The 22567-nt window shown below is 54.2% G+C and carries 20 protein-coding genes; 6 read left to right on the top strand and 14 right to left on the bottom strand.

Features of this window, described 5'->3' with window-relative positions:
• Positions 1-219 precede the first annotated feature (219 nt).
• From ASF66_RS22120 to ASF66_RS13385, 7 genes are all read right to left on the bottom strand, one after another.
• Positions 220-1920, bottom strand: a complete 1701-nt coding sequence (locus ASF66_RS22120; protein ID WP_082484672.1) for an ADP-ribosylglycohydrolase family protein — start codon at positions 1918-1920, stop codon at positions 220-222.
• The gene (locus tag ASF66_RS22115) at positions 1917-2576 is read right to left on the bottom strand and encodes a DarT ssDNA thymidine ADP-ribosyltransferase family protein (protein ID WP_082484671.1); all 660 of its coding nucleotides are present in this window, start codon (positions 2574-2576) and stop codon (positions 1917-1919) included. The genes ASF66_RS22120 and ASF66_RS22115 overlap by 4 nt, the downstream gene beginning before the upstream one ends.
• Positions 2576-3979: a UvrD-helicase domain-containing protein gene (locus tag ASF66_RS13415; RefSeq protein ID WP_082484670.1), complete on the bottom strand. Its 1404-nt coding sequence runs from the start codon at positions 3977-3979 to the stop codon at positions 2576-2578. Before ASF66_RS13415 ends, ASF66_RS22115 begins: the two co-directional genes overlap by 1 nt.
• Positions 3980-4634: 655 nt before the next feature.
• A complete protein-coding gene (locus ASF66_RS13405) occupies positions 4635-6470 on the bottom strand; it encodes a hypothetical protein (RefSeq protein WP_056844188.1) in 1836 nt (611 codons plus the stop codon).
• 2 nt (positions 6471-6472) lie between these two features.
• Positions 6473-6979: an ABC-three component system middle component 2 gene (locus ASF66_RS13400; protein ID WP_201782774.1), complete on the bottom strand. Its 507-nt coding sequence runs from the start codon at positions 6977-6979 to the stop codon at positions 6473-6475.
• On the bottom strand, positions 6976-8112 hold the full coding sequence (locus ASF66_RS22110; protein WP_082484669.1) for an ABC-three component system protein: 1137 nt from the start codon (positions 8110-8112) through the stop codon (positions 6976-6978). The genes ASF66_RS13400 and ASF66_RS22110 overlap by 4 nt, the downstream gene beginning before the upstream one ends.
• A 250-nt stretch (positions 8113-8362) precedes the next feature.
• Positions 8363-8734 (bottom strand): plasmid mobilization protein, encoded by a 372-nt coding sequence (locus ASF66_RS13385; RefSeq protein ID WP_056844184.1) that lies wholly within the window; start codon positions 8732-8734, stop codon positions 8363-8365.
• Between the two features lie 372 nt (positions 8735-9106).
• On the opposite strand from ASF66_RS13385, the gene ASF66_RS23255 reads away from it, so the two are divergent.
• From ASF66_RS23255 to ASF66_RS13365, 4 genes are all read left to right on the top strand, one after another.
• Complete coding sequence (locus tag ASF66_RS23255; protein ID WP_056844183.1) at positions 9107-9334, top strand: TraK family protein; 228 nt, start codon at positions 9107-9109, stop codon at positions 9332-9334.
• Positions 9335-9336: 2 nt separating this feature from the next.
• Positions 9337-10068 carry a P-type conjugative transfer protein TrbJ gene (trbJ, locus tag ASF66_RS13375; RefSeq protein WP_056844182.1) on the top strand — a complete coding sequence of 244 codons (732 nt, stop codon included), beginning with the start codon at positions 9337-9339 and terminating at the stop codon, positions 10066-10068.
• Positions 10069-10248: 180 nt separating this feature from the next.
• Positions 10249-11847, top strand: coding sequence for a P-type conjugative transfer protein TrbL (gene trbL / locus ASF66_RS13370; RefSeq protein WP_056844181.1), 1599 nt, complete (start codon positions 10249-10251; stop codon positions 11845-11847).
• A 2-nt stretch (positions 11848-11849) separates the two neighbouring features.
• On the top strand, positions 11850-12158 hold the full coding sequence (locus tag ASF66_RS13365) for a hypothetical protein (RefSeq protein WP_056844180.1): 309 nt from the start codon (positions 11850-11852) through the stop codon (positions 12156-12158).
• 568 nt (positions 12159-12726) lie between these two features.
• Here ASF66_RS13365 and ASF66_RS13360 read toward each other — a convergent pair.
• Entirely contained in the window at positions 12727-14106 is a 1380-nt protein-coding gene (locus tag ASF66_RS13360) for a replication protein (RefSeq protein ID WP_177331301.1), read from the bottom strand.
• Positions 14107-14160: 54 nt separating this feature from the next.
• Entirely contained in the window at positions 14161-14385 is a 225-nt protein-coding gene (locus tag ASF66_RS22105; protein WP_004878789.1) for a helix-turn-helix transcriptional regulator, read from the bottom strand.
• A gap of 109 nt (positions 14386-14494) precedes the next feature.
• Here ASF66_RS22105 and ASF66_RS13355 point away from each other — a divergent pair, with 109 nt between their 5' ends.
• On the top strand, positions 14495-15322 hold the full coding sequence (locus tag ASF66_RS13355; RefSeq protein WP_056844179.1) for a hypothetical protein: 828 nt from the start codon (positions 14495-14497) through the stop codon (positions 15320-15322).
• A gap of 10 nt (positions 15323-15332) precedes the next feature.
• On the opposite strand, the gene ASF66_RS13350 is transcribed toward ASF66_RS13355, so the two are convergent.
• The 5 genes from ASF66_RS13350 to ASF66_RS13330 form a co-directional block, all read right to left on the bottom strand.
• A complete protein-coding gene (locus ASF66_RS13350) occupies positions 15333-16553 on the bottom strand; it encodes a tyrosine-type recombinase/integrase (RefSeq protein WP_056844178.1) in 1221 nt (406 codons plus the stop codon).
• Between the two features lie 308 nt (positions 16554-16861).
• On the bottom strand, positions 16862-18439 hold the full coding sequence (gene guaA / locus ASF66_RS13345; protein WP_056844177.1) for a glutamine-hydrolyzing GMP synthase: 1578 nt from the start codon (positions 18437-18439) through the stop codon (positions 16862-16864).
• A 112-nt stretch (positions 18440-18551) separates the two neighbouring features.
• The gene (gene guaB / locus ASF66_RS13340; protein WP_049861254.1) at positions 18552-20021 is read right to left on the bottom strand and encodes an IMP dehydrogenase; all 1470 of its coding nucleotides are present in this window, start codon (positions 20019-20021) and stop codon (positions 18552-18554) included.
• A gap of 83 nt (positions 20022-20104) precedes the next feature.
• On the bottom strand, positions 20105-20662 hold the full coding sequence (locus ASF66_RS13335; RefSeq protein ID WP_056844176.1) for a hypothetical protein: 558 nt from the start codon (positions 20660-20662) through the stop codon (positions 20105-20107).
• Positions 20663-20715: 53 nt separating this feature from the next.
• Positions 20716-21459 carry a sulfite exporter TauE/SafE family protein gene (locus ASF66_RS13330; RefSeq protein WP_056844175.1) on the bottom strand — a complete coding sequence of 248 codons (744 nt, stop codon included), beginning with the start codon at positions 21457-21459 and terminating at the stop codon, positions 20716-20718.
• A gap of 259 nt (positions 21460-21718) precedes the next feature.
• On the opposite strand from ASF66_RS13330, the gene yaaA reads away from it, so the two are divergent.
• On the top strand, positions 21719-22498 hold the full coding sequence (gene yaaA, locus ASF66_RS13325) for a peroxide stress protein YaaA (protein ID WP_056844174.1): 780 nt from the start codon (positions 21719-21721) through the stop codon (positions 22496-22498).
• Positions 22499-22567: the final 69 nt, after the last annotated feature.

Here is a 22567-nt window from a genome sequence, read left to right as displayed (position 1 = left end):
TAAGTCGGCTGTGAGTGTAGCTAAGTACCTGACCATGATTCAAAAAGCCCGGGAAAAATAAAATCACTTTACTCGACACTGAACCCACTTCGCCCTCAACTCTACTTTGCACTCAGATCCTCCACTACTATTTAACGCGGTAATCCACGATGCAGCCTGCATTTCAAATGCACTGCATTGCGAGGTATTAAATATTAGTCTCAGGCCATTAGCACTCTCTCATTGCCGGCGTTTATTTCTAGCGATTCTAGCCTTGGCTACAATTGCCAAAAGGGTCATGGCCGACTCGATCGACGAAGTCGCGTCGATCCGAGCTTTAAAAATCTCACCTATTGTGTGGCTATCAAAATTTGATGAAATTATGATATCCGACTCGGCATCAAGGTCATTTAAAAACATATCTCCGCACGGTTTTTTTTGTACTGACTGAGTCTTTCTAAGCTCAAAATTTAACTCAGGTTGCCGAACATTAAATTGAGAGTCAGGCGCACTTCGGCTTGCTAGCATATTTGAAGGCACGCTTGGCTTCGGAAGTTGATCAGTGCCGACAACATCATTTATGAAAGCTTTTCTCTTAGCAAGAATTGTCTGGCCAAATGGTAGTGTGGACCATTGCCACACGTGATCTCCAAAACTGTATTCGTCACCATAAGTTTCCAGCGCACCAAGTCCGGCAATTGCGAGCCTATCTTCAAATACGCGAATGGATGCACCTTGATTGACAGGGGGATTCCATCGACCAATGTCGGGGTAAGAAAAGCTTGGCTGAGGATTTCCGATGGCGATGTTAGCAAGACGTGTCGCGTCAGAGATAATGTAATCCGAGTCTTGAATATTCCATACTGGGGAGCGACCTGCTACAGCCCCCAAAAGCGCTCCGGCCATAGTTGCAATAGTATCCGTGTCGCTCTCAAGCATATTGGCAGATAACACAAGCGCTTCCTCTATGGGTTCAGAGCGATACAGATAACTCAGCACCGAAGCAGCTAGAGCTGTTTTAAACCCAGATCCACGGAATCGATCTGTCAAACACCCTATAGATGAGATTGCAGATTTATACACAGCAACTGAATTATTGTTTATCGCCTCAGACACTCGGCTAATATCATGCAGCGCCTCGCCACAAAACCTAGACATGGCTTCTTCTAGAGTATTTTTTGTTTCACGCTCCCAAGAAGCGAGCCAAAAATCTACTAGCTGGCTATCTTCACGGATTAGCTTCGGCAACTCTAGAAATTGTTGAGCAATTTCTTTCCAACGGGAGGGGCCAGGAATAGAACCTTCTTGCAGCGTTTCCTTTAGGACCAGAGCATGAAATACAGCGCCGCAAAAACCATGAGGATGACCATGGGTTGTGATGGCGTCTCTAAATACGTTCAAGAGCATCTCTTGATCGTCACCTTTCGATGACCAAACGTGCGGCTGAATTCTCATTGCCGCTCCGTTACCACCACTTTGTATATAACTCTGTGCGCCTTTCACATAGAAATTTGAAAACCAATTAACGCCTCTACGTGAAAGATTGAGAGCTGCTGCTTTTGTGCCTAAACCTGCACCCAATGCGTAAGTAGGCCAAACAGGTAGTTCAATTTTTGCAAACGTCTCAACATCAAACACCCCATTTCCTCGAATGGAGCGTGATACTGCAAGGCGCAGCTGAGTGTCGTCAGAGTAGGTTCCCGCAGGCAGAGCGACTTTGGGACCGTTACGACCAGCGATCAATCGCTGCCAGGCGACTGGTTGCTTCACCTCAGTTGACCCAGTCCGGTTCTTAACACCAGCAGGCCCATGCGAAAGCTCTGTAATCCAGCCGAGCGCGTCGCCAGCAGCAGCCCACAAGGCTGACTCAACAACGGTCTGTGTGAAGGCGTGAGACTGTCGGAGATCAGAAGCATTGCTTGTGGATAGTGGATTGCTCAATTTTTCACTCCTTGGAACTTTTGGGGATTTATTTGGACATCGACATCAGTGTGCCCAAACTCCCCTAGCCAACCTATGACTGTATCATGGCAGGTTTCGTCCAATACGTATATACAACGTAAATATCGAACTGAAAGTGCGCCGGGATAGAGCACTTCCGCCTGCTCACATGTAGGAAGATGCTCAGCTCGTCTGAGGCGACACGCCCTCCAACTTGGTGGCTTTCGCCTTATCACGGGTGCAAACAAACCACTAAACCCTTCCAGTCCTTTTTTTCTTATACAGTAATCGTAGGAATTATTAGTTGTGGCAAAATACACGTTATCGTCAGCCATTGCAGCGACGTCAAAGGAAAGAATACCCCACCAAACGTCCGCATTGAGATGCCACCCCTGAGAAACCTCAAAATATCTTCTATTAATCTCTGAAATTGATAGATTTACAAAATCAATCCAATGCTCGCTTTTATCAAAAAAATCGCTTTCTTCCGGGCGATTTGTTGAATTGCAATGCAAGATGTATTTGAGATTATCTTCTTGTCTCACACGATAACGAGAAAGCAGATAGCCAGAATCAAGCGTACCTACAATTCCTCGATTGGTTGTAAAATGAAGTAGCTCAACAATACCACGCCTCTTAATTTCTTCAATAAGCATTACACATCAACCTCAGCATAGGTGCCTACTTGAAAGAACTGGATTAGTCTCGACTCTTCTCCAGGTTTATAACCAACGAAGACAGCTTTTCTCGCTCGGGCCACCGCAATAGCGAGCAAGCGACGCAGAACAAGAAGCTGGTCGCCTTTATCTTCCTCAGAAAACTCCGTATTTCTTTGATTGAAACCCAGGATAAAAACGTAGTCGAACTCTAGGCCTTTCGCTGAATGAAAAGAGCATGTGGCCACGTTTTCTAGACCTCTAGGCCATTCTCGCTCTCTGGTAATATTGGCATAAGGAATACGCGCACTATCTAAGGAAGCACGAATGGTATCGAACCATCCGCCACCTAGTGGTTTGAGAAATGCGACCGATTCCTCTTTGAGATTAATTTTACGGCCTATATAGTCTATAGCCCAGTCTATTTGACGCTGATATTTTCCTTTCAGTATAAGAGGTAGAGGCCCGGTCTCTGTTGCCGCATGCAGATTAGGCATGGCACCTTCCCCATCTACAGCTACTCCTGCAAGAATTCCAGCCGCGAAAGCAGCGATTTGTTGAGTATTACGATGATTATTTCGAAGGCTGGTAATTCTCTCAGAGCGAACTTCATACCCTGCCTCTGCCCATGTCCAGCCCCTAGCATAAACACGCTGAACCGTATCAATCACAAATGTCACGGTGTAATCATCAGCCAAATGATGTTTTATTGCTCTAAGCTGAGTAGCTGAGAAATCCTGAGTCTCGTCGACAATTACAATGTCGTAGCCGATCGGGCTGATATCTCTTGCCATGAAGACTGCAAGTTGATTCCAGTCTATTATATTATTCTCCCGAAGCCATGCATGATAAGGTTCAATAACCTCATCAAGAATTTGTTGCCGCGTAGCCTTAGAGACTCGCGGCATCTGGCCTCGCCCAGTTCGGTCTGCATCTAGATAACTATTAAGCCGCTCCGGCTCAAAGCGACCTAGAATATAATTGCATTCGTTAACGACATATTGAGGCGAAAGGTTCTTAATCTGAGTTGCGAATGTATATAGAACCCCCTCAGCTTTTTTTTGGTCGCCCAGCTGATAGCCGAGTCTATTTAGAGCCCAGCGACTAAACGTTTCTATTTCTAAGTCGATTTTGAATTTCGGGTCAGGCTGTTGGCGTGCTAGCTCTGAAACATATCCAGCAAGCGTCCGGTTGAACGTGAGAATCAAAATCTTTATAGGCCGATCCTCCTCCTGACGCACAAGTCGACCGTTGAACATATGAGATAGCGATTTCAGTCTAAGGAGGGCGGTTGTAGTTTTTCCGCTTCCGGCTGCGCCGCAGATAACTTCTACGCCAAGCCTGTTCTGACTCACAAGAGCTCGTTGCTCCGGAGAGGGTCCGACCGGTGGGAGTGTTTTCATAGATGACATCCATTTCGTTAGAGCTAGGCATTCTGCCTGAACAATATCACTATGACATCAACCCTCCGTCGAGCCGGTCCTTGCCACGGAACTGACTCCCCGTTGCCTCTATCATAGCTCCACATCGCTGTGACACGGGATCTGTGAAGCGCCTCTCGTTGCTTGGCGCAATGCGTTATTGTCTCCCGAAAATGATAGGGCTCGTTTTGTGCCGCATAGCTGCCTGTAACCTGCAAAGCTCGATCATCATCCGTTCGACCTCGATTCGGTTTGCTTCTACACCTCGCCTCCTCGCGAGCCAGAGCTTCTCTCTGGCCAGTCCCCCCTCAAGATAACCATCCAGCTTGACCAGATCGAATACGGCCTCAGGACCGATACGCGCCCTTACCGAATGGTTCGGGCCGACAAATCCAATGAACACTGCGTTAGACCAGGGCCGACATATGGCGCATTTCCTTATGGGAAGGCTAGCGAAAGGGGGTGAAAAGGACGGCATGCTATCAAGTGAATTCGACGAAAGCAGGCAAGGCAGCACGGCCAGCCGGAAAAAAACGACCACGGACGAAAAAATCACATACAGTATAAATACACATCCACCCATACTGACGCCTGTGCCGCCTTTCCAGCGTGTCTAACCGTATGTCGTCCGCATGGTTCACACGACCGGGATAAAACCCTTTCGATCGTTCGAGGAACCTGTATCCCCCGCGAACCAGTAGTATGTCAGGTCATTTGCCACCGTGGCAGGCGGCTCTTTATTCTCAACAATTATGACCTGGACACCGGGATCAATTGCCGTGAGCGAACGCCAAAAAGCGGCCTCCATACCCGCATCGATTGGCCCATCCTTGGCTCCCCCGGGTTTTCCTTTTTTGTAGCTCGTCAGAGGGGAGTCAATAACGACGACACCCGGATGAGGCAAATTATTAATTCTGCAGAAGCGCAGAAGCCCAATTGTGAACGCGGTGTGCAGAACCGCGCGGACACCTTTACCATGAGATTGTCGAGACTGGCCATCTACTATGATGTCGAACTCTTTTTGATCAAACTCAACACACCCTTCACCCTTCCATTCCCACTCTGTTAGCACGGTCTCTATCTCCTTGCACAGCGCTCTTAGGGCTTTAGAAGGTAGTGCTTCCCAAGTGCTCTTGCTGGGTTTATCACCGAACATACGTTCAATTTCATCTTTCTTCAGCCGCAGTGTGTCCGCCTGATCCTCATCAGCTTTTAGCCTCTCAAGCTCTATACGGCGGGCCACCAATACTTCGAGGCGCTGCGCAGCATCTTGAAGAGCTGGAGATATAACATCCATAGTTCTCTGATCGGTTAGCGCAAGCGCATCCCTGGATGAGATTACTTCAGATAATCTAGTACTCCGAATATTCTCAAGTCTCTTTATAGCTAAGGCGAGGTCGCCGCGCTGACCAAGAATTTTGGAAGCTTCTGCCCTAGCGGCCTCACAGATCGTTTTCACAGACCCTTGCGTGGTATGAACGTGATCGCTAGTCATTGGCTGTTCGCACAGTGGGCAATTTACTTCTTGTAAGCCATTAAAAAAATGAGCACCTTCTGTGACGAAATCAAGGCGTTGCAAATCGGAGTTATATCTATCTTCGAGTAAATGGTACCGAGCCAAGAGCTCGTCAGCTGCTACCACCTGAGACTGTGCCCGGTTTAGCGTTCGAGTGTTTTCTGTACGCTCAGCCTGCAATTTCGCACGCTCGCCGGTTATTTCGAAATGCGAGGCAGACAGCTGGGCTATCGCGAACTCGACCTTTTCGATGGAGTCTTCGTCTGCCATCGGGCTCTGCTGAATCCGATGTTCTAGTGGTTTAAGGAGCCCAGTGATCAGACCAAGCTGCGCAACAAGCCTCGCTTGGGCGATCTCGGACTTCTCGGCCGCGATGACGCCTATGTCATCTTTACCTGTGAGCATATGGGCGAACATTCGCTTGCGCGGGGTCTCATCAAAGCCGCCTTTACCTAAAACAGGTGATTTTTCGTCGATAATAGCGATCTCGTCAATAAGAAAGACTGGAAGGTATTGTCTTATAGTAAGGCGCTGCACCTCCCCTCGATCATTTTTGCGAAGAACGGCCTCACTTAAGCCTGCGAACTGGAACAGCACCTCGGTAATATCTCGGGCCTTACTTTTCCCCTTTCTCTTCGGTTTTAGCGATTTTCCAGCCCCGTCGATATCTTCGACAGGGCAGGTATGTGATGCAAGATCACCACCAGACAAATGGCGCTCTAGCGTTAGAACGGCGCCAACTTTATTCTCGAACTGAACATATAGCTTTGAATAAGACTCTGCTGCTGGAATGCGCTTCTTCATCTCATCGGCGCCGAAAATGTAATCAAGGCACCTAAGCAGGTAACTCTTACCCGTATCGGACTCGCCAGCTACGATGTTCCCGCCAGGAAAAAAACTAATTGAGGCATCCGGGACACCTTCGCCTCTAAGAACTATTTTTCGGAGCTGTAACATTTTCAGAGCTCCAATTCATTTAGGACAGACAACTGTTCAAATTCGCCACCCCAGCGGCCAACATTTTCGCTCATATACTGTCCGAGTTCGCTATCTGAAAACATTCCGAAATGCTCAACAATCCAGCTGGACCGTTGTCGCAACGCCTGGGCGTATGACGTTCTCATAAGTTTAAGGAACGCCGACGTCAAAGCCGTAGCCTGGTATAGGATGCCTGTAACATCAAAGGTCTTGAGCAGCAGCTCTCGAGAGTACATTTGATTGAGTCCCGCATATACAAGATTTCGTTTTATTAGAAGCTCACCGCCTCGAAACGGTACTGCGGGGTGAAGACTTTCCGGACCACCGACAACATCGCCTGAATGGACCAGTAGGTAATCATAGGAAATCAGACGCTGAAGATCTGAGGCTTGTCCAGCGCTAGCGTCCAGTACGAACAACATCCGCAAGCCACATTCGAGCGGACTGTTGAATGGGCGAATTAGTGTCGACTCCGGATGCGCAGTCATGATGAGCACCATTCAACGCGTCCATCATTAGCCATTTGATGGCACATCCCCTCACGATCATTTGGGACAACGTGTGGTTTCAACACATGATCACTGATTTGGAGAGACTGCGCTCCCTTGACCGTCTCTACCACACGGTCGAGGCCGACAAAGGCTTCGTCCGAATAGTAATAATAAAGACCGTCGTAGAATTCGCCGAGCAGCGTGTCGAAATAAGACATATCGGCCATCTGATCGCGGGCAAGCTCTTTTAGGCCTTCCGCCGAATAAAAAGCCATTCTGGACCGTTCAAAGAGAGCGGACAGTTTTTTGTCATGCACGAAATGAGAAACATTGCTTACTTCGATCCCCAATTTCAGACTTATTGCCTTGTATAGCTGTGCAATGTATACCGCTTCAAGAGGCGCCGCTGACGACGGCGGCTTCTGCGGTAAAGGCCGATCAATTAGAGGAGCACCGAATACGGTAAGGTGATAGCGCGTCTGGGCATGCTCAGATATCAGGTCAAGCGGCTGCTTTGCGCGAAATATGCTGAAATCAAACGCATCAATATGCGCTTTAAGCTTTGGTGTAAGTTCGATCTTCTTCAGAGTAGTAATTTTACCTCGACAATGCTTATCCCAATTTGCGAGAAGGCCTGCTTTTAATGTTTCTGGATAATCTAACAAATCCTGCAGCGTCGAGGTGACACCTTTGTGCGTAACAAACCAATATTCATCCGGGGAAGAGTAGTCACCGACTGCCGTGTAGTATAGAACTTTGCCAATTTCCTCGTACGCAGAGCTTGCTCCTAATGCTGCACTATAATGTTTACATTGATAGAGGTGCCAACGGCGACTAACGGTGCTCGGAGGATCGAACCAAACGATAACGTCTCGCCCCTTATCACCAGCGCCCCCGCGAAGTTGGACTTCGTACACGCCAGGGACTTTTGCCTTAATGTAATCGTTCCCCCATTCGAGTACGAAGCGTTCGAATTGGCTATCATCGAAGCTTGCCAGTCGATCAAGCTTGGAAACAGGCAAACCTGCGCCGACACCTAAAAGCCGGGCGTTCGCTCCTGGCCATGGTGTTGGATTAGGAAAGGAAGTCAACTGGGCACCTATAGGCACGATCGTTTTGCTCTTACTCACGCTTCCTCCCTGGCGATCAACCTATCCCTTAGACCTTGGACACAGATACCAGTGCCACGTCGCTGCCGGGATATTAGCGCGCCAGATGGCATTCGGCTACCGTGGGAACTGCTTATCGGTGCTGCCGAGAGTCTCGCTCTTCGGACGAGTCAGATGCGTACAGAACTGGGTTATGCTAGCGATCAGGGGCTGGCAATAATTACTCGACCAAGCATCTGTGATGCGCTCATAGCTCGAAGCATATGAGAGATCACTTATGAGTTTTGACGATTAGCCCCATTATCTCTCGAGCCTCGACCTGTAAATCCCGAAAACCGATCATCAGTGTATCCACGTCGATGGCCTTAGCGCCATGCCCCCGCTTCTCTGCGAGCCAGAGTTTTAGCAGACCGGCAACCCGCCCAAGGTCACCATTGACCTTAGCCAAGTCACCGACTGCGACCAGGTCTACGACCGACCGAATAGGGTAATTCAACCCGACAGCGCGTAGGTATCCCGATCGGGACAATCCAGCTTCGGCCGCTCGCGCTGTTATTAACTCTTTTTCCCCATCGCTGACCCAAACCTCTATCGGCTTTCCGCGTCGGCGGGCTTTGGGCTTCTCTGGCTGTTCGCCGGTCATGATTCCTCCTTTGGTGCTGCTTCTATGTGGTCGCGGTAGCGACTGTATGCCTCGCAGAGCAAGAGAACCCATTGAGCCGCAGGCGAATACGGGGAGGTGTTGGGAGGGGGTGGACGAAGTCCGCACCCGTACAACACACATCTTGCCGTCTAAATGTAGGCGATTAAATGCAATTCGAAAACCCTAAATCTAGAATTCGCATCTAATTTCGCTAAATCGCATACAGTCGCGTACATTCGCATTGAATTGCTTTAAATCCCCCTAAATTGCATATAATCGCGTTGAGTTTCATTAATTTTCGTAATCCGGCTATTTCGTGTTTCCTCATGCTTTCATCCGTGCTAAAACCAAAGCGTCAAAAGGAGAAAGCTGATGCGGAGTTATAGCTTAAAGCATGTTAAAAGAAGAGCTGGCCGTGCCGAGTTCTTCAAGATCAGGAGAGAACTAGAAGAGAAGATACTACTCGGCTATACCCTCAAACTAATTTATAAAGAATATTTCGACGAATTTAGCTTTGGGTATGTGCAGTTCACACGATACGTTTCTCGTTACTGCAAGCAATCTCGATCATATATAGTAACAGGCTCGCACAGGACATAAAAATGACACGCGCGCGGAAATCACTAGTAGCAGCTCTTATTTTGAATCTCACTGGGCAAAATGCTTTAGCCATGTACTGCTCAAACTGCTCAACTTTTTATCAGCAAATGTTCGAATATGTCGAGCAGGTCAACACAGCGCTAAACACTGCCGAACAATTACAAATAGAGGTTCGCCAGTACCAGAACATGGTTAACCAGGGCATGGGGTTACCCAGCTCCATGTTTGGCAGTATCGCTGCGGACCTGAGAGACGTGATTGGCATCTATGACAGATCGCAATCTCTCGGCCGTCAAATTCAGAATATGGATTCGCAATTCAACTACCAGTTTCCAGGTTTTCAGTCTTATCTGAACGGCGCGGCGAATTCTGCACACTTTACGCCACGGGAACATTATAAAAACTGGTCTGAGCAAGGCCGCGCCAACGTGAGAGCAGCTCTCGAAGCGGCAAATTTAAATACAAGTACTTTTGAGACTGAAGATGCCAAACTTGATAGCATAGTAGCCCGTTCTCAGTCAGCCGCTGGCCGTATGCAAGCGATACAGGTGGGCAACGAAATTGCTTCGCAGAATGTTCAGCAACTCCAAAAACTGCGTGATCTTTTGGCTACACAGATAAACATGCAAGGTAACTATATGGCACAACAGGACGACCGGAAGGCCATGAGCGAAGCAGCTGAGCAGAAATTCAAGGACCAACCTACTATTCGCGGCGGTTCGAAGGGATACTGAAATGCCTATATCAAAGTGGTTCGTAGCACTGTTGTGTGCTGGCTTGGTTATTACCGTATCTGTGACAACGATCAAGATTTTTAGCAACCAGGAGTGTAACTCAAACAGCGATCAAAAAACCTCAGATTCCGCCTTCAAAAACCAACCTACCATCCGCGGTGGATCAAAGGGGTATTAACTATGGATCGTCTTCTTTTGTGGTCTCTAGGTTCCATAGGGCTCTTCATTACTGGAAGCTCGTTAGCTGATACAAATCTAGCACAGCCAGATACGTCAGTTGACGGCCTCTTAGATCTAATACTAAACCAGTCAAGCCTGTGGTCACAACGCTTGTACAGCTATGCGATCAACCTATTCTGGCTCCTAGCAACGATCCAGCTTGTTTGGACATTTATACCCCTAGTGATAAAACAAGCTGATATGGGTGAGGTTGTAGGCGAGCTGGTGCGTTTTATTTTAGTGACCGGCTTTTTTTTGGCAATGATAAAATACGCCGTAGAATGGGCTTCCGCCATTGTCGACAGCTTTCGTGACGCAGGAGCTACTGCAAGCGGCCTAAATCGCGCGTTACAGCCTGGAGATGTCTTTGCTTTGGCGATAGAGTTTTCTCGCGCAATTCTATCAAGCATGCCTTTTTTCTCACCAGGCCAAGCGGTTGCAATTAGCCTAGCTGCTTTTTTAGTGCTTGTTTGCTTCGCTTTCATTGCGGCTTTTATGTTTGTGACGCTTGTAGAGTCTTACGTGATCATCAACGCGTCCGTTCTTTTCTTCGGTTTTGGTGGTGCTCAGTGGACAAGGGAATATGCAATTGCGCCAATGCGCTTCGCCGTCGCGGTTGGAGCTAAGCTATTCGTTTTGACCCTGATCATCGGCCTGATTTTGCAGTCAAGTCGTGAGTGGTCATCTGCATATCAGAACAACGAAGCTTCCGTGATGACTCTTGCTGGGCTGGCTTTGATTTGCGCCTACTTGACGAAGACGATTCCAGACCTAATAGGCGGCATGATTAGTGGTTCATCAATGGGTGGTGGTTCGGCCCTCGGAGGAATGGCAACTGCTGGAGCGGCGGGGGCTGCCGCTGCAATTGCCACCGTCGCCACAGCGGGGACTGCAGCACCTGCTGCAGTCGGTGCATTCAGTGGGGCCAGTGGCGCAGGTGCTACTGCTGGCAGTGGGTTGGCGGGCGCTATCAACTCTAGTTTTGTTAATGCCGCAAGTTCAACAGGCAGCGGAGCGTCAACGCCAACGGACTTCGCAGCGCCTTCTGGAGTGGGTGCCAGCACAGGCGGCAGCACTACCAAGAACCCCACACCATCGACGTCAAAGACTAGGGGTAGCCTATCTGACGCGGCCTCGTCTAGACCTAATGCTGAGACCGCGAAATCGTCTTCGTACGCAACCAACCAAATCGGTAAGGCTGCACAAGTAGACGAAAACAAAGAGCCACAGCAAGCAGCACCAAAAGGGGAAGCCGTCAGGAGTGGTGATGAAATTATTCAGGCGGCGGGTGGAGCCGCGAAGGTGCTCGGAGTTATGGCGTCACTGGCCGTGCCAGGTATGGAGAATGCCCACGCCCCATCTCTTGGTACAGACTTTACGTTACCCGTTACTGACGACAGCTCTTCCGCTCAGACCAGAGGAGCTGAATCGCCCCCGGGACCCGAAGAAGCGGTATCCAACGTGATCCGCCCCGCCTCTGGCATCAGCAGGGCTCACGGACGCCTCGCTTCGCTCAGTGTGCCCGGTATGACATCGAACAACGACCTTCTGGAGGAATAACCATGACAGACATTCTGATAGTCACTGGATTTTCAGTACTAGTCTTTACGCTCGGCATTGGCCTGTGGGCGCTTGGCCAATGGCTGCGCAGCAAAGGCTATGGACCGCAGCTTGATATGTTGGATCGGCAGTACACAGCGCTGCAGCTCAGGGTGAGCCCTCTGGCCATATCAGCTTCATACCATATGATTGCGGGAGCACATAGCATGAATCGCCTGCCTCTGCTGGGAAGCAAAAGTAACGCAGCTCTGACCAAGCAGATTCTGATGGCGATGCGCGCCGAACAGCCGACACAAAAACGAGAATGCTAAAATTCGCTGATCGCTAGCCCTGAGTATTAGCAATCCCGCCACAGCGCGGGGTTTTGTATTTCTGTGGCAGCCCCGCTTAGCACGCTCCTGATTTTCCCATCCGTCGCATGCCTTGCCGGGCCTCATCACCGGATTCCGCATAGACCTGCGCTATCACCGGACATCCCCTCAACGGGCTGTAATACGCACGGATTTTGAATACCTACCAGCCAGATGGCACATGGACGGGAAGCAACGGCAGTCGATCAAATGTAGCCCGCCACGCAATAGTGCCGCACCGCGGAAGCTAAAACACCCTTCGAATCAGCGAGGAACGGCCCGCCATTAAGAGCCCAGAGGCTTCGCCATTAGTAATACGCACGGACTTGTCTCACTGTGGATTGGGTGTATCCACACGTCACCCATACCGCTTTCCGGCCTCATTCAAAAGCTCGAACGCTTCGCCATTAGTAATACGCACGGACTTGGTACACTGTGGTTTGGGTGTATCCACACGTCACCCGTGCCGCTTTCCAGCCTCATTCAAAAGCTCGGGGGCTTCGCCATTAGTAATACGCACGGACTTGTCTCACCGCGCGCCCGCCCCCTTAGAGTACAATTCTTCGGAAGGCAATAGGCCTGCATCAGCCTCAACCGCAGGACCGACTGGCTTACCCGCACGGTACCAGCTTGCACGGCTCATCCCGAGGGATTCCCAAGGCTTCCTACGGCTCAATGACTTGCTTACATAAGTCTGGCGGTCTAGTGCGCCCGCTGTCCGTCTGCGGCCTTCCTCGCGCTTCCGGTGGCGTTCTGCGGCTTCGTCCGTGCTGATTACAGTCCTAAGCTGCCGCTGCTCGTCTGGCGTGATCCTGAACAAGTTGATCAGCGTGTCATTCTTGGGCGTGTACAAGGGGGCATAGTCCTTGCCCGCGAAGCTCACTTTCTCGCCTGCCTCGAACGCCTTGGCCTTGCTGAACAGGGTCATCAGCTCTTTGGAACGGGTATTCCATTGCGGGTCTAGCTCACGGGCCAGCGCGGATGCTTCGTAGTACATCTGTTTGCTGTTCGTTGCGCCGGACAGCAACAGGAAGTTCAACCGCCAGAACAGGTGCTGCATTCGGCTACCTTCGCTGACACCGCCGCGCAAGTCGGCCAGCTTCCGCAGGTCCTCCAGTCGATCCCACGCGAGCTGGCGGCCGGAGAACCCGCGTAGCGTATTGGTCTCGCCGCCGGAAACCAGCTTTAAGGGCTTGCGTTGGATGCGCTCGACCTGCTCTCGACGTTGCTGCTCGATGGTCCAGCGAGCGGTCGGCAAAAGCGCTTCGGCCATATACTCGAAGTTATACCGCACCGGCTGACCGTCCATGCCGTTCTGCACATGCACCACGCGGCACACTTCGCCGCTCTTGCTGTTGACGGTTTCCACGGTGCGCAGGACGCGGCTTGCGTCCTTGGCCATCGGGTCGGCACCTACATGCGACAGGCGATCAACAAGGCAGCGTTGGCAGGCGTTCCAGCGTGGCAACGCCTGACGCGGGATCGTGCCCTCCAAAAGCCACTTGGCTTGGATTCCGCGCCCGCTGTAGATCAGCATGGACGGGGCGGGTATTCCTTCCCCTGCGCAGAAGTACATCACAGCAGCGGCCAGGGCGTCGGGCGTGCGTCCGGCGAGCGCCGGAACATTGTAGGTGTCGAGGTCAGCGAACAGCAGCCCCAAGCGCGATAGGTTCACGACGCGCCGGTTGGGGCGGATGAATTCAGCCTGTGACAGCCATGTGTCACGGGTTTTGTCTACCAGACCAAGGACGGTCGGCATATCTGCCAACAGGTGGGACGACTGGCGCTTGTCGCCCCGCACATCAACAAGGAGAGAAAAAAAACCGCTCCGGGTGCTGTCGTGGTACGTCTGCGCCTCTTCCTGTGAACTGAACAGTGCAAGCTGTGAGCTTTGATGTTGAGCATGCACAGTCCCACTATGCTGGTGCGAGATGGGCCCTGGTTCGGGCCCGGTCCGCACTACTCAGGCTCCAATTCCAGGTCTGGGAGCCGGGCCAGAAGCTTTGCACGCGTCAATCCATTCTTCGACTTCAGCCAGATCCCAAGCAACATTCCGGCTGGTCAACGCGATACGGCGTGGGAAATCACCCCTTTGTTCCATGTTGTAAATTGTGCGCTCAGCCAGCGGGATCATCGCATGCAATTTCTTACGGTTGATGAGTGTTTTGCTCTTTGGTTTGGTCTCCACGGGGTCGCTTTCCTTCGAAGTTGTCAGATGCTTGACAATGCCTTCGAGGGCCAGAACTAGGGCGCAAAAAAGTTAGAATGTGGTTGTCAATCGGAGCTATCATCTAAGGATGGGAAAACACTTAAAACCGTCGAGCACCTACGACCCGCTTCTGCAACTGCTGGTTAGGGAGAGCGACACATCGTCTGATCGCATCCGGTCGAAATTGAGTAACCACTACGACTGGTGCTTCTGCGAGCTATGCTGGCGGTCCACCGAATATGCGATCAGCATGGCGGCGCCAAAGGTCTTCAAGCGCTTAAAGCGCGAAAATGTCAAAGTGGTGCCCTTAACAGAATCTGTTCGTACAAGGGCTCAGAAAAAAGCCGATATATTGGTTGCTCGTTACGAACAGGCATTGAGGGGGGAGTTTGGCAAATATGGGCCCTCCCGGATGCTGTTGAGATACTGCGATATGCAGGAATTGCGCGGAGACTTTTCGGTAGCTGCATTCCGCGAGCATGTGGAGCGCCGAATGCTCGTTTCTACCTGGGCGGAAGACGGCGAATTACTGAGACCTGCGACCCTGCCGGGCCAGCCTGAAGGCGCAGCCAGACCGAGCAAACTCTACTGCGAAGCTCATAATCCGCGGCGTAGCGATGAAGCTCGCCGCGCCTATCAGCGCGACCGTAGGTTTGCACTTGAGTATGAGGAACTGATTGCCCAAATATGGGCACAAGGAGCTGCTGTGCTCCGTAGGTGGGATATAGAAACATGGGCAGATGTCAGGAAAAAGGCCTACGTCCAACTCCAAACACTCAAATCGCCAACAAGCTCGCTGGATGATTTGTTAAATCGAGGCGTTACGAACCAATCTGAAATCGCCCGTGAGCTTGGCGTATCGCGCCAAGCAATCTCTGCGGCCATCAGACGGCGAACTCGAAAGCTGGCAGATTGAATTTCTAACTTTATTCTTGGCCGCCATTGCTTCGACGTGGCCGGTGACGGGTCCACTCGTCAATCATATCCGCCCAATCCTGCAACATCGCCCGACGCTGATCGCGGTATTCAGCCTTGTTATAGACGGCCCGTACGCCCTTCTGCTCGTGCGCAAGGCACTTCTCAATCCAGTCTGAGTTATAACCCGCTTCATGCAGTAGCGTGCTCGCTGTCCGCCTCAAATCATGCGGTCCGAACTTGCTCAACGGCTTCCCCTCTTTCTGCGCGAGCCGATAGGTCAGCGTCAGCACCTGATTGATCGTCGCGGTGCTCATTGGCAAATCGGAATCGTACCGAGAGGGAAAAACGTAATCCGAACCACCGGCAAACGTCTTCAGAGCAATGAAAAAATCCAACGCCTGCTGAGATAAGAACACCAAATGGGGGTTGCGGCGTTTCATCCGCTCTTTCGGAATAGTCCACAAGGCTTCGCTGAAATTGATCTCGTTCCAGGTGGCATTAGTCAGCTCGCTTTTGCGCACCATGGTGAGCAACAGCAGCTTAGCGGCCGCCCTTACCGAGGACGCGGTGCCGATGCGGTCCAGGTACTGATACATCAACGCGATTTCGTCAGACCCTAAAGCGCGATCACGTGGCTCGAATTTAGCGATGCTTGCAGGACGTACCAGATCAGCCGGGTTCTCTACCTTCTGGCCACGCTCAATCGCCCATCGGAACACCTGCATCACAATCTCGCGGGAGTGCACGGCCGTGGCTGGAGCTCCACGCTCTACGATTGCATCAGTCAGCGTTCGCAGGTCCTCATGATTGATTTCCACCAGTTTCTGATTGCCGAATTGCGGCTTGAGCTCGCGCTCGTAAACAGAGCGGCGCATGTCACGGGTCGAGTCAGCCATCTGATACCCACGCAGCCATTTCTCAGCCCACGCATCAAACGTCTCTGCCCCTTTGGTGCGTGCCTTGGCACGGGCTTTCTCTTTGGCAGGTGACTTTCCCGCCGAAACCATCTTTTTAGCCTCACCCAAGCGCTCTCTGGCTTCCGCAAGTGTGATACCACCCACGCCATAGCGACCAAACGTGATGGTCTCCTGACGGCCGTTGATAGAGTAGTTGTAGCGAAATGAGATAGATCCAGCAGTAGTGACGGCCACGTACAGCCCATCACGGTCGTTCACCTTGTAGAGTTTTTCTTGCGGTTTGAGGTTACGCAGCTTGGTATCGGTCAGCATGGCAGTCACGGATTCCTTGTAAAAAATACCATGCTAAGAAAAGCACTCATGCATCACGATAAAACCCAATAAAACCGGGCCAATCATGAGATTTGATACCATGTCCTTCCCTGCTAAGGAGACATGGTATCGAGTACCAAGCATGGCATTTGGCTCAGTCAATGCCCCGTACCATGCCACATAAACACGGTGCTTGGCGATGCACAAAGCTGCCAGAGCTTGCCAGACCTAAAAAGCCAAAAGCCCGCAATTACGCGGGCTCCAGGGCATTTCTTGCTAGTTGGTGCCGGACAATGCCGGACGTCCAATCATTCCCACTCAATCGTAGCCGGCGGCTTGCTCGACACGTCGTAGGTCACCCGCGAGATTCCTTCGATCTCGTTAATGATGCGGCCGCTCACCGTTTCAAGCAGTTCGTAAGGCAGGTGGGCCCAACGCGCGGTCATGAAGTCGATGGTTTCCACGGCGCGCAGGGCGACGACCCAGGCGTAGCGGCGGCCGTCGCCGACGACGCCAACCGATTTGACCGGCTGGAAGACGACGAATGCCTGGCTGACCTTGTGGTACCAATCGGCCTTGCGCAGTTCTTCGATGAAGATGTGGTCGGCGCGACGCAGCAGGTCGGCGTATTCCTTCTTCACTTCACCCAGGATGCGCACACCCAGGCCCGGGCCGGGGAATGGGTGGCGGTAGACCATGTCGTACGGCAGGCCCAGCTCCAGGCCCAGACGGCGGACTTCGTCCTTGAACAGCTCACGCAGTGGCTCGACCAGCTTGAGGTTCATTTCCTCGGGCAGGCCGCCGACGTTGTGGTGCGATTTGATCACGTGGGCCTTGCCGCTCTTGGCGCCGGCCGACTCGATCACGTCGGGGTAGATGGTGCCCTGGGCCAGGTACTTGATGTTGTCCAGCTTGCAGGACTCGGCGTCGAACACGTCGATGAAGGTGCGGCCGATGATCTTGCGCTTCTTCTCCGGGTCGGCTTCGCCGGCCAGGTTGTCGAGGAACTGCGCTTCGGCGTTGGCGCGGATGACCTTGACGCCCATGTTCTCGGCGAACATGGCCATGACCTGCTCGCCTTCGTGCAGGCGCAGCAGGCCGTTGTCGACGAAGACGCAGGTCAGCTGATCACCGATGGCCTTGTGCAGCAGGGCCGCGACCACCGAGGAATCGACACCGCCAGACAAGCCCAGCAGGACGTTGTCGGTACCAACCTGGGCACGGACCTGAGCGATGGCGTCTTCGGCGATCTTCGACGGGGTCCACAGGGCTTCGCAACCGCAGATGTCGATGATGAAGCGCGACAGGATGCGTTCGCCCTGCTTGGTGTGGGTCACCTCGGGGTGGAACTGCACGCCGTAATAGTTGCGGTCGTCGTCGAACATGCCGGCGATCGGGCAGCTCGGGGTGCTGGCCAGCACGTGGAAACCCTGGGGGATCTCGGTGACCTTGTCGCCGTGGCTCATCCACACGTCCAGGCCGAACACGCCATCGGCGTCGATGTGGTCTTCGATGCCTTCGAGGATGCGGCTCTTGCCGACCACGTCGACGCGGGCGTAGCCGAATTCACGCATATCGGAGCCGGCCACCTTGCCGCCCAGCTGCTCGGCCATGGTCTGCATGCCGTAGCAGATGCCGAAGACCGGCACGCCCAGGTCGAACACCGCCTGTGGGCAGCGCGGGCTGTTGGCTTCGTGGACCGACTCGGGGCCACCGGCGAGGATGACGCCGCGCGGGGCGAATTGGCGAATCGCTTCATCGTCCATGTCGAACGGGTGCAGCTCGCAGTACACGCCGATTTCGCGCACGCGGCGGGCGATCAGCTGGGTGTACTGGGAACCGAAATCGAGGATCAGGATACGGTGGGCGTGAATGTCGAGGGCCATGACTCATTCTCGTCAGATGTATTCGGAAACAACACGGGGCTGTAGTGAACAGCCCCGCTAAATTGAATGTCCGCCCGCCGCCCAGTACCAGGCGACAGGCGGGCTACCGGGGTCAGCCCACGCGGTAGTTGGGCGCTTCCTTGGTGATCTGCACGTCGTGGACGTGGGATTCAGCCATGCCGGCGCCGGTGATGCGGACGAACTCGGGCTTGGTGCGCATTTCCTGGATGTCGGCGCTGCCGGTGTAACCCATGGAAGAACGCAGGCCACCCATCAACTGATGGATGATCGCCGACAGGCCACCCTTGTAGGCGACACGGCCTTCGATGCCCTCGGGCACGAGCTTCTCGGCACCGGCCGAGGAGTCCTGGAAGTAACGGTCCGAGGAGCCTTGGGCCTGGGACATGGCGCCCAGCGAGCCCATGCCGCGGTAGGCCTTGTAGGAACGCCCCTGGAACAGTTCGATCTCGCCCGGCGCTTCTTCGGTACCGGCGAACATCGAGCCCATCATCACGCAGTAGGCACCGGCGACGATGGCCTTGGACAGGTCACCGGAGAAGCGGATGCCCCCGTCGGCGATCAACGGCACGCCGGTGCCTTCAAGGGCAGCGGCGACGTTGGCGATGGCGCTGATCTGCGGCACGCCGACACCGGCGACGATACGGGTGGTGCAGATGGAGCCTGGGCCAATGCCGACCTTGACCGCATCGGCGCCCGCTTCGGCCAGGGCCTTGGCAGCCTCGCCGGTGGCGATGTTGCCACCGATGACCTGGACGTCGGGGAAGTTCTGCTTGACCCAGCGCACGCGGTCGATCACGCCTTTGGAGTGACCGTGGGCGGTGTCGACCACGACCACGTCGACGCCGGCTGCAACCAGGGCGCTGACGCGCTCGCCGGTGTCCTTGCCGGTACCGACGGCTGCGCCGACGCGCAGACGACCTTGGTCATCCTTGCTCGCCAGCGGGTACGCCTTGGCTTTCTCGATGTCCTTGACGGTCATCATGCCCTTGAGGTGGAACTCGCCGTCGACGATCAGCACCTTCTCGATGCGGTGCTTGTGCAGCAGATCGCGGACCAGCTCCTTGTCGGCCCCTTCGCGGACGGTGACCAGGCGCTCTTTGGGCGTCATCACTTCGCGGACGGGGATTTCCAGGCGGTTTTCGAAGCGCACGTCACGCGAGGTGACGATGCCGACCAGGTTGCCGTCGTGCAGCACCGGCACGCCGGAGATGTTGTGCAGGGAGGTCAGTTCGAACAGGTCGCGAACGGTGGCATCAGCCTCGATGGTGATCGGGTCCTTGACCACGCCGGCCTCGAACTTCTTGACCTTGCGCACTTCGGCAGCCTGCTGCTCGATGGTCATGTTCTTGTGGATGATCCCGATGCCGCCTTCCTGAGCCATGGCAATGGCGAGGCGGGCTTCGGTCACGGTGTCCATCGCCGCGGAAATCAGCGGGATGTTCAACTCGATGCCGCGGGTCAAACGGGTCTTGAGGCTGACTTCATTGGGCAGTACTTCGGAATAACCGGGCACTAGGAGAATGTCGTCGAAGGTCAGGGCTTCTTGGCTGATACGCAGCATGCGGGGGCTCCCGAGCGGGAAAATGGAAGCGCGCCATTATACCCACACATGCCCCCACAAGAAAGGCAAAGATGGCCTGGCGATCAATTGTCCTGGAACTTCACCAGCACTTGCGCGATCGGCTGGTCGAGCCAGTCGGCAAATTCGGCGATGAACGCCGGCTTGAAGGACGTCTGCCCCCAGTTGTTGAAGATGAACCCCAGGTTGGAGAACGCGCAGGGTTGCAGGAACAGGAAGCCGTTGATGTCGTCCTCATGGCCACACAGCGGGCAGGTGAAATTGTCGGTGAGGCCGGGCATCCACTCTTCGAGGCTGTCGAACAGGGCTTCGCCGACTTCCTGGCGGCATTCCGGGCAGCCGGCCTCGTGCAGGAAGCCATCGATGGGGGTGAAGATGCAGCGGTCGGTGACCACTTCCAGGCCATTGACGGGCTGCCCATAGGGCAGCAGGTCCGGCTGCTCGACGACGTTTCGGGCACCCGGTCCGATGGCGTAGGCCATGCGATTGCCGTTGCGACCGCAGGTGCTCAGTTGCTCCTCGACGATCTCCTTGCGTACCAGCCAGCGCAGGATCGCCCGCGCACGGGGCTCGTGCACCGGCAAGGTGGAGAGGCGCGGAACGAGAATGTTCTGAGTGTTCATGCAAGGGCCCGACGGTACGCAAAACCGGCAGGATAGCCCCCTGCGGGCGCAGGTCAAGGATTGAAATAGCGGTACAGCAGCGCCAGGCCGCTGGCCAGCACCAGCCAGGTCACCAGCCGCACGAAGGCCTCGCGGGACATGCGCAGGGTCAGACGACGCCCGATCCACAGGCCTGCCGCCATCGCCGGAAGCAGGCAGACAGCGGTCAACAGCAGCTGAGTGTTGGCGTATACGCCGGCAATGATGAACAGCGTCAGGCGCACGATCGTGCTGCAACTGATCAGTGCGCTTTGGGTGGCTCGCACCTGCTGTTTGTCATCAAGCCGCGCGCCCAGGTAGATCGCATAAAGAAAGCCGCCGCTGCCGAACAAGGCACCGAACAGCCCGCCGATCGTGCCCATCGGCACGGACCACCACGGTGACAACCGCGCAGGTCGCGCCGTGGTCAGCAGCATGTACAGGGCGTAGCCGGTGATGAACAGGCCCATCAACAGCAACAGGAGGTCGGATTTCAGGTTGAGCAGAAACACCACACCCAGGGTGCAGCCCAACGCCATGAACGGCAGCAGCCGCTTGAGCTCCACCCCCACCACCGATTGCCGGGCGGGAAGCAGATTGCCGAAGGCGGCGATGAAATCGAGCACGACGAGCAAGGGGATGAGCGTGGCCAGCGGCATGAAGTGGATGAGTACCGGGCCTGCTACCAGGGCCGTGCCGAAGCCGGCGATGCCGAAGACGATGTAGGCGGCAGCGATTGCCAGGAGCATGATGCTCCAGTCGATGAGTGCGTAGTCCATGCGCGGGTTTCCTTTTTTCCGGGCACTGTGGGGGAGCGGGATCGGTGGCGTCAATACGGCCCGGGGTAGGCGGTGTAGCCGGACGCGGCTTGCGCCGCTACAGAGGAGCGCCGTACCAAGGGCACACGCGATCCCCTGTAGCAGCGGCGCGAGCCGCGTCCGGGGTCGCTGCGGTCCATCTGGATGCCCCCACGCTTAAGGGTGGACGAGGTGCCGGCACTGCTCCAGAATTTACCGACGCCCACAGGAGAACCTTTGCATGCTGATGGTGATATCCCCCGCCAAGACCCTGGATTTCGATACCCCCCCGGTCATCCAGCGCTACACCCAGCCTGAGTTTCTCGACCACTCCCAGGTGTTGATCGAACAACTGCGCGAGCTCAGCCCGGCGCAGATTGCCGAGCTCATGCACCTTTCCGACAAGCTGGCCGGACTCAACGCTGCGCGCTTCGGCAGCTGGACCCCCGACTTCACGCCCGACAACGCCAAGCAGGCGCTGCTCGCCTTCAAGGGCGACGTCTATACCGGGCTGGATGCAACCACCCTGGGTGAAACCGATTTCGACTACGCGCAGAAACACCTGCGCATGCTGTCGGGACTCTACGGCCTGCTGCGCCCCCTGGACCTGATGCAGCCGTATCGGCTGGAAATGGGTACCAAGCTGGCCAACGCCCGCGGCAAGGACTTGTACGCGTTCTGGGGCGAGCGCATCAGCGAATGGCTCAATCAGGCGCTGGCCGAGCAAGGCGACGACGTGCTGTTCAACCTGGCGTCGAACGAGTACTTCTCTGCCGTCAAACGCAAGGCCCTGCAGGCGCGCCTGATCACTGCCGACTTCAAGGACCTGAAGAATGGCCAGTACAAGATCATCAGTTTCTATGCCAAGAAAGCACGCGGCATGATGGCGCGTTTCGTGATCGACGAAAAAATCCACGACCCCCTGCAGCTCAAGGGCTTCGACCGCCAGGGCTATCGCTACAACGCCGACCAGTCACGGCCAGACCACCTGGTGTTCCTGCGCGATCAGCCCGACGACTGAGCCTGTGCGGGCGTGGTTTTCACAGACACGCGAACGTTCTGTACGATACGCCCCACTTCTTCACCAAGG

It is taken from the genome of Pseudomonas sp. Leaf129 (assembly GCF_001423465.1).
In the GTDB taxonomy this organism is placed as follows: domain Bacteria; phylum Pseudomonadota; class Gammaproteobacteria; order Pseudomonadales; family Pseudomonadaceae; genus Aquipseudomonas; species Aquipseudomonas coleopterorum.
The sequence above is the reverse complement of the archived record's forward strand: the minus strand, read 5'-3'. Positions and strand labels throughout refer to the sequence as shown.